The sequence below is a fragment of the Kangiella marina genome (assembly GCF_039541235.1).
Taxonomy (GTDB): domain Bacteria; phylum Pseudomonadota; class Gammaproteobacteria; order Enterobacterales; family Kangiellaceae; genus Kangiella; species Kangiella marina.
In genome coordinates, this window is sequence record NZ_BAABFV010000001.1 from 1,015,268 (window position 1) to 1,027,514 (window position 12,247).

Consider the following 12,247-nt stretch of genomic DNA (forward strand, 5'->3'; position numbering starts at 1 on the left):
AAGAAGACCGTCATCGCCCGACCTTATTTTTACTCAAAGAATTCTTTATTTTGAGTTGCCAACATTGGTAACAGTCCCTATCCTTTGTCTTAACGTCCCATCAAACGATTCCCATGCAGCATCAAAAGGTAGTAAAGCTTGCGGTACCAACACCGCTGAGAAGAACATTCGATTACCTTTATACGGGGGCAGCACCGGTAACAGGAGGTAGAGTAGAAGTTCCTTTTGGTCGTCAATCTTTGGTCGCTACGGTACTTTCTTCTGATACGACGACGGATATCCCCCTCAATAAACTAAAGCATATAAAAAGAATCATTGATAGTAAGCCCTTACTTCCGGACTCTATCTTTAAACTCATCCGGTTTTCAGCCAATTACTACCAACACCCTATAGGTGAAGTTTTCTCCAGTTGCCTGCCGACATTACTGAAAAAAGGTGAGGCTGCCGAGCTAGAGCCGGAGTGGCAGTGGCGACTCACGTTGGCTGGGGAGCAAGCAATTCCAACCTTGCGTAAAAATGCCGTTAAGCAACAACAACTGTTCCAGCTCTGCCAAGAGCACAGCGGGTTAATTGATGAACCTCTGCTCAGTCAACATGACTTTACGCCGTCTTACCTCAAAACCTTTGAGGAGAAAGGGTGGCTGGTTAAAGAAACCAAAGACACACACAGTATTTATGAACCCAGCCCTGACTATGAGCAAAAGCTCGAACTCAATGCTGAGCAAGCGGCAGCCGTAGAAACCATCAGTCCTCACCTGGGAAGCTTTAAGGGATTCTTGATTGATGGTGTCACCGGTAGCGGCAAAACAGAAATTTACATGCAACTCATCGAGCAGACGTTGCGTAATAAAAAGCAAGTCCTGTTACTGGTACCAGAAATCGGACTAACGCCCCAAACCGTCAAACGGATCGAGCGACGCTTTAATGTACCCATCGCGATGCTCCATTCAGGGCTGACCGACAAACAACGTTTGAACATTTGGCTCAAAGCTCGACAAGGTCAACTGTCTATTATTATTGGCACACGCTCCGCGCTGTTTACGCCTTTGGCTGAGCCAGGCCTGATTATTGTCGATGAGGAACATGATCTCTCCTACAAACAACAAGATGGTTTTCGGTATTCGGCCCGTGATCTTGCCATAGTCAGGGCCCAGTACGAAGACCTTCCCGTTGTTTTGGGGAGCGCAACGCCATCAATGGAGTCACTGCATAACGTCAAACAAGGTAAGCTGGCGTTACTGCGTCTAACTAAGCGCGCCGGTGAAGCAAAGCCTCCGCATATTAAAGTGCTGGATGTGCGCCAACGCCACCTGAATCAAGGTTTATCGCAGCCACTCATCGACGCCATGAGGCAGCACTTAGAGCTGGGCCAACAGTGCATGATCTTTCTCAATCGGCGTGGTTTTGCTCCCACGTTAATGTGCCATGAATGCGGCTGGATCGCTGACTGCCAACGCTGCGATCGCCACATGACTTATCATCAGCGCTTTAAACGCTTGCATTGCCATCATTGTGACAAGCAAGTCTTCACGCCGAAACGGTGCCCGGAATGTCAATCCCCCCAACTCAACCCGGTTGGGCTTGGTACAGAGCGGTTAGAAGAAGCATTAAAGGCGCTGTTTCCAGAGCATACCGTCGCCCGCGTCGATCGTGACAGCACACGACGCAAAGACTCGATGCAAGACATTGTCCAAGCCATTAAAAATGATGACATTGATATTTTAATCGGCACCCAAATGCTGGCCAAAGGCCATCACTTCCCTAAACTGTCTTTAGTGGGGGTCGTCGACACCGATGGTTGTTTATTTAGCGCAGACTTCCGCGCCACAGAGCGCACCGCCCAACTATTAACTCAAGTTGCTGGGCGAGCCGGACGTTCGAAAGGCATGAAAGGTGAAGTTGTGATTCAGTCACATCACCCCGACCACCCGTTACTGGTCAACCTCTTTACTCAGGATTATCAAACGCTCAGTGACAAAGTGCTGCAGGAGCGTGAAGAGGCACTGCTTCCACCGTTTGCAGCGATGGCCATTTTTCGTGCCGAAGCGAATACTCTTGAAATGCCAATGACCTTCCTCAACGAAGTCAAACAGCAGCTTAATCACACTCAGCTCACGGTATTCGGGCCCTTTCCTGCGCCGATGCCTAAGCGCGCGGGAAAAATGCGAGCTCAGTTAATGGTACAGCACAGCCAGCGTAAAGTACTACAGCAAGCCCTAACGCCGATCACTCCATCACTCGAGCAACTTCCGAGCTCACGCAAAGTTCGCTGGTCGATTGACGTCGATCCACAGGAGGTCTTTTAACCATTGTTGTCTAGCCAGTCTCATATTTTTTAGCTTTTCCAACAGTTGCCGTTGGACTTCCTTGGCACAGGGCTTAAAATACCTCGAAATGCCTTTGGCGCCTTGCACCATTGATACTGATACCCTTAGAGCGAAAACATGACCAAAGATTACGCCAAGCGTAAGCGCACTAGAAACAAAACCAATACGCGCACCCCGACCAAGACGGCTTCTAAAAAGCCAATGTCTCCTATCGTGGTATTCATCAGTGGTATTTTAATCACCCTATTCGCGGTGTTTTTGTGGGCTATCGTAAAAAAGCCTGATGTGTTGAAAGAACTAGTTTCTGATGACAAGCAGCCTGTGGCACAAACCGACCAGTCAGCCGTAGCTACTGATAAAGAAGAGACAACAGACGAGACTGAGGACAAAGGTACCGAGTTTACCTACCATGAGGCTCTCACCAATAAGAAAGTAAATGTAGACATTACCAAGCCCAAAACTACCGACAGCAATAAAACTTACATTATGCAGTGTGGTGCTTTTAAGCAGCTTGCCGATGCTGAGCGCATGAAAGCCGAGCTCGCGTTCATCGGCTTCCAAGCCACAGTACTCAGTAAAGGCGAATGGCATCGAGTTCGACTTGGCCCTTACAACAGCAAACGTACCGCTGAGAGCGACCGCCATAAATTACAAAACAACAACTATCAGACCTGCCAAATTTGGTAATTCAAAAAAGATAGTACACAAGAACGTTTAAAGGAGTCTTTATGAAAAAGGTATTACAGGCCATCGTGTTGCTGGCGGTTACATTTGGAGTGGCTTACTGCATTGGTTATTATGTTGGCCATAAACTTATTCCAATCAAACACGCCCCAAAAGCCTCCAGCGAACAACTAGAGACAACATCAAGCGAAGATAACAGCTCGCTCAAACAAGCTTTGGCAAAAGAACAACAGAAAACTCAGCTTTTGCAAAAAGAGTTAGAAACTAAAGACCAACAAATTGCACAGTTACAGCAAGCAGCAACTGAGTCCACCACCGCCACTTACCAAGAAAAAGTGATTCCAGCCACCGATTATGAACGCGGTAATTACGTCACTAACCTTGTCCATTTCTTTAATTCTGGCAAGAACACAACTCAGGTTTCAGATGTTCAATGTGAAGCCAATAGTTGTCAGCTGAAAGCCAATATTTCAGCTGGAGCCAATACCAACCCGGAAATATCCCAATTAATGAAGTTTTTTGATGAAAACTCCAAGCCCGGACTCTATACGCGTGTAGCACTTGGCTCCGTGGAAAAGAAGCAAGACGGAAGTGAAATAGTCCTTAATCTTTCGCTGTAGTAAAAACCTACCGTCGGCTTGTACTCATAAATCTGGTTTCGTTTGTTAACTATCATTAGCAATCGAAGCCACCAACCTCACTCTCCATCCCTTCTTTATCAATTAATACTCTGCAACATTTTAAGCTCAAAATCCGCGCAATCTGTCCTTGAATTACCCCTCCCAGCCCCCATTTAGCTGAATAACGAAGAACAAAACTCCGGAGCTGATTTTGGAACAATATCGTGGAACCACCATTTTATCGGTGCGTCGCAATGGAAAAGTCGTCATCGGTGGCGACGGTCAGGTTTCCCTCGGCAATACCATTATGAAAGGTAATGCTCGCAAAGTACGTCGCTTATACAACGACCAAGTTATCGCAGGTTTCGCTGGAGGAACCGCTGATGCTTTTACGTTATTTGAACGCTTTGAAGCCAAATTAGAGTCTCATGGCGGTAAACTTATGCGCGCAGCGGTTGAACTAGCCAAGGACTGGCGTACCGATCGCGCCCTGCGCAAATTAGAAGCTTTATTAGCGGTAGCCGATAAAGAGCATTCATTGGTCATCACGGGTAATGGCGATGTGATCCAACCTGAAGATGACTTAATCGCAATCGGTTCTGGTGGCGCATTTGCTCAATCCGCAGCGAAAGCTTTACTGCAAAAAACGGAATTGGATGCGCGCGAGATTGTCGAAACTGGCTTAACCATAGCCGGTGATATTTGTATTTATACGAATCACAATCAAACCATCGAAGAATTAACCTACTAAAACATTATCCGCTATTCCCGCGAAGGTGGGAATGACAGAATTTGATGTAGAACAAAATTTGATATAGAGAATTAATTATGTCTATGACACCACGTGAAATTGTCCATGAGTTAGACAAACACATTATCGGCCAAAGCGGAGCGAAACGCTCGGTGGCTATCGCCCTGCGTAACCGCTGGCGCCGTATGCAAGTCGACGAAAGCTTGCGTAATGAAATCACCCCTAAAAATATTTTGATGATCGGCCCAACCGGTGTCGGTAAAACTGAAATTGCGCGTCGCTTGGCTAAACTCGCCAACGCGCCATTCATTAAAATTGAGGCCACAAAGTTTACCGAAGTCGGTTATGTTGGTCGCGACGTTGAATCCATTATCCGCGACTTAGTGGACGCAGCCTTCAAGATGCTACGCGAACAAGAAATGGCAAAAGTTGAAAATCGCGCGCAAGATGCGGCTGAAGAAAAAGTACTGGATGCCTTGCTTCCTCCAGCCCGCCAATCATCGACCGACTCCGCATGGGATCAAGAAGAAAAACCAAAAGCTGAAGACTCTTCAGCGCGACAGGTGTTCCGCAAGAAACTTCGTCAGGGCGACTTGGACGATAAAGAAATCGAGATTGATGTTGCACAGATGGCGGTCGGGATCGATATTATGGCACCTCCAGGCATGGAAGATATGACCAACCAGCTCCAATCCATGTTCCAGAACATGAGCCCGAGCAAAAGTAAAAAGCGTAAAGTTAAAGTGAAAGACGCGCTCAAGATGCTGACCGAAGAAGAAGCGGCAAAGATGATCGATCAGGAAGAGCTTAAGATTAAAGCCGTTGAGTCTGTCGAGCAACACGGTATCGTCTTCCTCGATGAAATCGACAAAGTCACTAAGCGTAGCGACAACCAGGAAGGCGGTGTCTCACGCGAAGGCGTTCAGCGCGACTTATTACCTTTAGTAGAAGGCTGTACGGTCAATACCAAGTACGGCATGATCAAAACTGATCACATTCTGTTTATCGCTTCTGGCGCGTTCCATTTGTCCAAACCGTCAGACCTGATCCCTGAGCTACAAGGTCGTCTACCGATCCGAGTTGAACTTCGTGCGTTAACGCCGGAAGACTTTAAACGTATCTTGACTGAGCCAGACGCAGCATTGACTAAGCAGTATCAAGCCTTATTAGCGACAGAAGGTAAAACCATCGAGTTCACTGAGGATGGTATCGAGAAAATCGCTGAATACTCTTTCCAAGTCAATGAGACCACTGAAAACATTGGCGCACGTCGTCTACACACTGTCATGGAGCGCTTGCTGGATGAAGTCTCTTTTGAGGCGAGTGAAAGCGATGAGTTACTCACCATTGATTCAACTTATGTCAGCAAACAATTATCTGAACTGGCGGATGATGAAGATTTAAGTCGATTTATCCTTTAAATACATCCGTTTGATAGTTTGTCCCCCTAAGTTAAAGGCCGGTTTAGCCGGCCTTTTTATGTATTATAGTCAATACATTAGCTTATACGCCTATCAATCATATTCAGGCGTCACGTTACACGTCGTTTGGGAATAAACGTGTAACCCATTGTTCCACACTTAAGCCGACTCTAGGGTCGGCTTTTTATTAACAACCATGAAGAAATCAATATCACTCCACTATTAGGCGTTAACAATAAGGTAGTCATTAATAGAACTAATCAAAGTGCCTCAAAACTCCAGTATCTGAGTAGTCCAACGTCTGATTCTAAGATAATTCTTTTTAAAGCGAGAATGTCTAACAAAATACTGAAATCAACAACTTACACTTCTTGACACTGTAACTCACTGATATTTAATACATTCTAGTGACCTTGCAATCCTTTTCGAATAATCACAGATTTGTATCGCAATGTACAAAAGTGATAAATCTCAAGATTTACTAATCAAAACAGTCTTTTCGCATAAATTAGTTTGTTTTAACAAGTCAATTTTTATACAGTCCAAGTGCTCGAAATAAAAGAGTCATAAAAAATTAACACTAAGGGGTTAAACAAACTATGAAACTAACTAAAGTAGTTACAGGGGTACTACTTGCGACTGGAGCAATCGGCGTTCAAGCTGGTGAGTTCAAAACAGCGCAAGTCCCATCAAACGCAATCAAAGGACAATACATCGTTGTTCTTAAAGATAACGTTGTTCAAGAGAACGAAGGTCTATTCAGTTCTCAAGCGAACTTAAAAGCTGTCCAGATGGTTAACGACAGACTTTCTAACAAATACCAAGCACGCGTTACTCGTACTTATAAAGCAGTACTAAAAGGCGGTGTTTATAAAATGTCTGAAGAGCAAGCGCAAAAGCTCGCTCAAGATCCAAGCGTTGAGATCGTTGAAGAAGACCAAATCATGTCTATCAACGCAACTCAAAACAACGCAACTTGGGGTATCGACCGTTCAGATCAACGCGACCTACCTTTAAGCGGCACTTACACTTACAACACTAACGCTTCTAACGTTAACGCTTACATCATTGATACGGGTATCTTGAATACTCACAGTGATTTCGGCGGTCGTTCATTCAGCGGTATCGATACGGTTGATAACGATGGCGACGCGACTGACTGTAACGGTCACGGTACGCACGTAGCTGGTACTGTAGGTGGTAGCACTTGGGGTATCGCTAAAGGCGTAACGCTTTACGGTGTTCGTGTACTAGGTTGTAACGGTAGTGGTTCTAACTCTGGCGTTATCGCAGGTATGGATTGGGTTGCTGACAACCACGTTAAACCAGCGGTTGCTAACATGAGTTTAGGCGGCGGTGCTTCTAGCACTACTGACGCAGCGGTTCAACGTTTGACTGACGCTGGTGTTACTACCGTTGTAGCAGCGGGTAACGACAACTCAAACGCTTGTAACTACTCTCCAGCTCGTGCAGCTAGCGCAATCACTGTAGGTTCTACGACTTCTAGTGATTCACGTTCAAGCTTCTCGAACTACGGTAACTGTCTAGACATCTACGCACCAGGTTCAAGCATTACTTCGACTTGGTCTAACGGTGGTACTAACACTATCAGTGGTACGTCGATGGCGTCTCCACACGTTGCAGGTGTTGCAGCTCTATACTTAGCTGACAACCCTAACGCTTCAGTAAGCCAAGTAACTCAAGCTATACTTGACGCTGCAACTCCAGGTAAAGTGAGCGACGCTAAGTCTGGTTCACCTAACTTGTTGTTATACAGCCTATTCGACGGTTCTACACCTCCACCACCACCTCCAGGCGGTAATGAGTTAGAAAACGGCGTAGCTCAGACTATCTCTGGTGCTCAAGGCTCTGAAACTGACTTCACATTCGTCGTACCAGCGGGCGCAACTTCGGTTGACTTCCAAATGTCTGGTGGTTCTGGTGATGCTGACCTATACGTTAAGTTCGGTAGCGCTCCAACAACTTCAAGCTACGATTGCCGTCCATACCGTAACGGTAACAGCGAGACGTGTAACTTCACAGCTCAAGAAGGTACTTACTACGTAATGGTTCGTGGTTACACTAGCTACTCAAACGCTAGCCTTGTAGCTAACCATGACGGTGGTAGCACTCCTCCTCCACCAAGTGGCGGTAACGAGACGGTTAATAACATTTCTGCGAGCAGCGGTCAGTGGAAACACTACTACATCGACGTTCCTGCAGGTATGAGCTCACTACAAGCGACTATTACTGGCGGTTCTGGTGATGCTGACTTATACGTACGTCGCGGTTCACAACCAACGACTTCTGCGTATGACTGCCGTCCATACAAGTGGGGCAACGAAGAGACTTGTAACATCTCTAACCCTGCGCAAGACCGTTACTACATCAGCCTACGTGCATACCAAACGTTCTCTGGTGTAACACTTAACGTTGTTTGGGAATAATCCTACCCCGTTAAGTTCATCTTACTTATAGATGATGAAAGCCGGCCCTAGGGTCGGCTTTTTTATGTCTAACGGATACACAACCTCTATTATGTGATTTACGTTTCACGCCCTATCTCTGGTACAATCGACCCAACGCCAACAACTCGTTATCAAAGCCATGAGCGAAGCTCCAAGCACAATCAAGCTCCATCAGAAATCACGACAGCTTGAGGTCTGCTTTTCGGGTAACACGTATATATTACCCTATGAGTATCTCCGCGTTTTTTCACCATCAGCGGAAGTACGAGGGCATGGTAATCAAGAGCTCACTCTTATAGGTGGCAAAAAAAATATCACCGTCACCGACGTCGAGCCAGTCGGCCAATATGCCATTAAGCTCAGTTTTGATGACGGACACGACAGCGGACTGTATACTTGGCAAACATTATTTGAGCTAGGGCGTGACTACGCTGACAATTGGCAGACTTACCTTAAACGGTTAGCCGCAGCTGGATTGCAACGCTCTACCGATAGCAGCGTCGGAGTCTTTACTCCAGACCCTACAACTAAAGAAGATTCAAAGTCATGACACAAGACGAAAACACAAACGACAGCACAACACATTTTGGCTATCAAACTGTCGCCAAAGAAGAAAAAGCGGCGAAAGTCGCCGAGGTCTTCCACTCGGTAGCCGGCAAATATGATGTCATGAATGATCTGATGTCTTTTGGTGTTCATCGTATATGGAAACGTTACACCATTGAGCGAGCAGCAGCTCGTCCCGGTCAAAAGATTCTGGATATTGCTGGCGGCACTGGCGATCTAACCGCTAAGTTTTCTAAAATTGTCGGCCCAACAGGCCAAGTCACGCTTGCCGACATTAATGATTCTATGATCAAAGTCGGTCGCGCCAAACTGGTCGACTCCGGTGTCGTCGGAAATGTTGATTTCGTACAAGCCAATGCCGAGTGCCTACCATTTCCTGATAATCACTTTGATCGAATCACCATCGCTTTTGGCCTACGCAATGTTACCGAAAAGGAAAAGGCGCTGAAGTCGATGTACCGTATATTAAAACCGGGTGGTCGCTTATTGGTTTTGGAATTTTCAAAACCAGCACTGCCTTTATTATCAAAAGTTTACGATATCTACTCTTTCTCGTTATTGCCTGCGATGGGCAAGCTGGTGGCTAATGACTCTGAAAGCTACAAGTATTTAGCAGAGTCCATTCGTATGCACCCCGATCAAGAAACGCTAATGGGTATGATGAAGGACGCAGGCTTCGATGACGCAGAGTACACCAACTTAACTGGCGGCGTAGTAGCGCTTCATATAGGGAAAAAGTTCTAATGCTGGTTGAGCTCTTTGCCCCGACTATCGAAACCGTCATCAATACAGTTATCAGCCTTGATCCAGAAGGTAAACAGCGCTTACACCCATTAAATCAAAAAATTATCGCTTTCCATTTCACCGATATCGGGCAACAACTGTACTTTAGCATTGATGAGAGTTATATCGTGGTTAAGAGTGACCTTGAAGTCGAGCCCGATGCAGAACTAACCGGCAGCCTGCTATCCTTTTTTAACCTAGCCTCAGGAGACGATAGCGACCCTATTTTCAAAGGTGACGTCCGCTTCTCAGGTGAAATTAGTACTGCACAAAACTTCCAAAAGTTCTTTAACCAACTGGATATCGACTGGGAAGAACATTTATCTCACTACATCGGTGATATCGCTGCTCACCAACTGTTTAACCATGGTCGAGCCATGTTTGACTGGGTAAAAAGCAGCACACAAACGGCCAAGAACAACGCCAGTGAATACCTGCGTTTTGAAGCCAAAGCGGTTCCAGCGTCAATTGAGCTTGAAAACTTCTATGACGACATCGCCGACTTAAAGTCTGGGGTGGAACGTTTAGGTATGCGCATAGAGCGTTTAAGACAGCAGTCACAACAAGAACAACCACAACAGGAACCGTCGCACTAGATGAATACGATACGACAGTTACATCATGCGTTAAAAATCAACCGTACCCTAGTTCGCTACGGTCTCGACGAGTTTCTAGCACCAACCCCGTTGGCGGTGCTACGTCCTGTGGCACGACTGTTTTCATTGAGCTTCAAAAAAACAGCTCACGATAAATCCCGTGGTGAGCGCCTACGGTTAGCGTTAACCGAGCTTGGTCCAATTTATATCAAGTTGGGACAGATGCTCTCCACTAGACGCGATCTCGTACCACCGGATATCGCCGATGAATTAGCCCGACTTCAAGATCAAGTAGAACCTTTTCCTTCAGAGGAAGCCAAGCAGCTTGTCGAGCAGCAACTAGGCACAAGGCTAGAAACCGTCTTTAGTGACTTTAACCCAATCCCCCTCGCTTCGGCCTCAATTGCTCAGGTACATGAAGCGTCGTTAAAGTCAGGTGAAGCCGTCGTTATTAAGGTACTACGCCCGAATATTCGACAAAAAATTCGCCGTGATTTAAGCATGATGTACGAGTTGGCGAACTGGGCTGAAAAGTATTCAAGCGAGGCGCGCCGCCTTCGTATCAAAGAAGTCATAAAAGAATACGATTCTACGTTAGAGCGCGAAATCGACCTTCGAATCGAAGCCGCGAACACCTCGCATTTGCGCCATAACTTCGCCAATTCAGAGCTGTTATATGTCCCCAAAGTCTACTGGGACTTTACACGCAGCAAAGTCATGGTGGTCGAGAAGATTTCAGGGGTTCCTATTGGTGACGTTGGTCGCTTAAAAGCGGATGGCGTCAATATGAAAGTATTGGCGGATCGGGGTGTTGAAATCTTCTTCACACAGGTGTTCCGTGACAGTTTCTTCCATGCCGACATGCATCCGGGTAATATTTTTGTCGATACCAGTGACCCAGATAAACCTCAATATATTGCCATCGACTGCGGCATTATGGGCACCTTGGATGAAGATGATAAACGTTATCTTGCTCATAACTTCCTCGCCTTTTTTGATCGAGACTATAAGCGCATCGCAGAATTGCATGTCGAGTCCGGCTGGATTGATGAAGATGTCTCTATCCCAGAATTCGAATCGGCTATTCGTGCAGCTTGTGAGCCGATTTTTGGCAAAGCGTTAGCGGAAATTTCCTTTGGTCACTTCTTGATTCAATTGTTCCAGACTGCGCGACGTTTTAACATGCAAGTTCAGCCGCAATTGGTTTTACTGCAAAAAACCCTCCTTTATGTCGAAGGTTTAGGACGTCAACTGTATCCAGAGCTGGATCTTTGGGAAACGGCCCAGCCGTATCTTAAAAAGTGGCTCAGAGAACAGATTGGCCCCAAAGCTATCTTTGAGGAAGTGAAGACTCAGCTACCCGACTGGTTGCATAAAGCCCCAAAAATTCCAGGGCTTTTATTCGATAATGTCCAAAAACTAGGACAAGAGCTAGAGAAATTTGAAGGCCTAAAGCAAGAATTGACCCAGCTGGAGCAATATAAGCTGCGTCAAAATGCGGCACAAAAACACGCTATTATCGGTAGTGGCTTTGCACTATTAAGCGGACTGCTCTACCTTGGAATACCTCATGACTGGGCTCCAAGCCTAAGTACAGGTGTAATATCACTGCTCTTCTTGGTCAAAAGTCTGTGGCCAATTAAGATAAAATAAATCTCAAGCTGGGAGTAATTGAGCTTATGAGCGACTGTATATTTTGTAAGATCATTGATGGTGATATCCCATCAGAAAAGGTTTATGAAGATGATAAAATCTACGTCTTCAAGGATATTGCCCCGAAAACCCCGGTTCACCTGCTGATGATTCCAAAAAAGCACATCGCAAGCTTAGCTGAGGTTAAAGACGACGATCAGGAGCTTCTCGGTTACATGATGCGAAAAGTTCCTCAGATTGCCCATGAGGCTGGCTGTGAAAAAGGCTTCCGTACCGTGATTAATACAGGTGATGAAGGCGGGCAAGAAGTGTATCATATACACATCCATATTCTTGGTGGTGGCGGTAAAATGCCGTTTGCGTAAGCGCCAATTGAT

At 46.0% G+C, this 12,247-nt stretch carries 11 protein-coding genes; all 11 read left to right on the plus strand.

Annotation, left to right across the window (positions count from 1 at the left end):
* Nucleotides 1-113 precede the first annotated feature (113 nt).
* The 11 genes from ABD943_RS04420 (at nt 114) to ABD943_RS04470 (ending at nt 12,235) form a co-directional block, all read left to right on the plus strand.
* A complete protein-coding gene (locus ABD943_RS04420; RefSeq protein ID WP_345291965.1) occupies nt 114-2,306 on the plus strand; it encodes a primosomal protein N' in 2,193 nt (730 codons plus the stop codon).
* A 138-nt stretch (nt 2,307-2,444) separates the two neighbouring features.
* Nucleotides 2,445-3,014, plus strand: a complete 570-nt coding sequence (locus tag ABD943_RS04425; protein ID WP_345291966.1) for an SPOR domain-containing protein — start codon at nt 2,445-2,447, stop codon at nt 3,012-3,014.
* A gap of 41 nt (nt 3,015-3,055) precedes the next feature.
* Nucleotides 3,056-3,631 carry a hypothetical protein gene (locus ABD943_RS04430; RefSeq protein ID WP_345291967.1) on the plus strand — a complete coding sequence of 192 codons (576 nt, stop codon included), beginning with the start codon at nt 3,056-3,058 and terminating at the stop codon, nt 3,629-3,631.
* 211 nt (nt 3,632-3,842) lie between these two features.
* Nucleotides 3,843-4,382 carry an ATP-dependent protease subunit HslV gene (gene hslV / locus ABD943_RS04435; RefSeq protein ID WP_345291968.1) on the plus strand — a complete coding sequence of 180 codons (540 nt, stop codon included), beginning with the start codon at nt 3,843-3,845 and terminating at the stop codon, nt 4,380-4,382.
* A 77-nt stretch (nt 4,383-4,459) separates the two neighbouring features.
* Complete coding sequence (gene hslU / locus ABD943_RS04440; RefSeq protein ID WP_345291969.1) at nt 4,460-5,803, plus strand: ATP-dependent protease ATPase subunit HslU; 1,344 nt, start codon at nt 4,460-4,462, stop codon at nt 5,801-5,803.
* Between the two features lie 599 nt (nt 5,804-6,402).
* Nucleotides 6,403-8,250, plus strand: coding sequence for a S8 family peptidase (locus ABD943_RS04445; RefSeq protein ID WP_345291970.1), 1,848 nt, complete (start codon nt 6,403-6,405; stop codon nt 8,248-8,250).
* A gap of 160 nt (nt 8,251-8,410) precedes the next feature.
* Complete coding sequence (locus tag ABD943_RS04450; protein WP_345291971.1) at nt 8,411-8,821, plus strand: gamma-butyrobetaine hydroxylase family protein; 411 nt, start codon at nt 8,411-8,413, stop codon at nt 8,819-8,821.
* Entirely contained in the window at nt 8,818-9,582 is a 765-nt protein-coding gene (gene ubiE / locus ABD943_RS04455; protein WP_345291972.1) for a bifunctional demethylmenaquinone methyltransferase/2-methoxy-6-polyprenyl-1,4-benzoquinol methylase UbiE, read from the plus strand. The genes ABD943_RS04450 and ubiE overlap by 4 nt, the downstream gene beginning before the upstream one ends.
* The gene (locus ABD943_RS04460; RefSeq protein WP_345291973.1) at nt 9,582-10,217 is read left to right on the plus strand and encodes a ubiquinone biosynthesis accessory factor UbiJ; all 636 of its coding nucleotides are present in this window, start codon (nt 9,582-9,584) and stop codon (nt 10,215-10,217) included. Before ubiE ends, ABD943_RS04460 begins: the two co-directional genes overlap by 1 nt.
* On the plus strand, nt 10,218-11,870 hold the full coding sequence (ubiB, locus tag ABD943_RS04465; RefSeq protein WP_345291974.1) for a ubiquinone biosynthesis regulatory protein kinase UbiB: 1,653 nt from the start codon (nt 10,218-10,220) through the stop codon (nt 11,868-11,870).
* Between the two features lie 26 nt (nt 11,871-11,896).
* Nucleotides 11,897-12,235, plus strand: a complete 339-nt coding sequence (locus ABD943_RS04470) for a histidine triad nucleotide-binding protein (RefSeq protein ID WP_345291975.1) — start codon at nt 11,897-11,899, stop codon at nt 12,233-12,235.
* Nucleotides 12,236-12,247 lie beyond the last annotated feature (12 nt).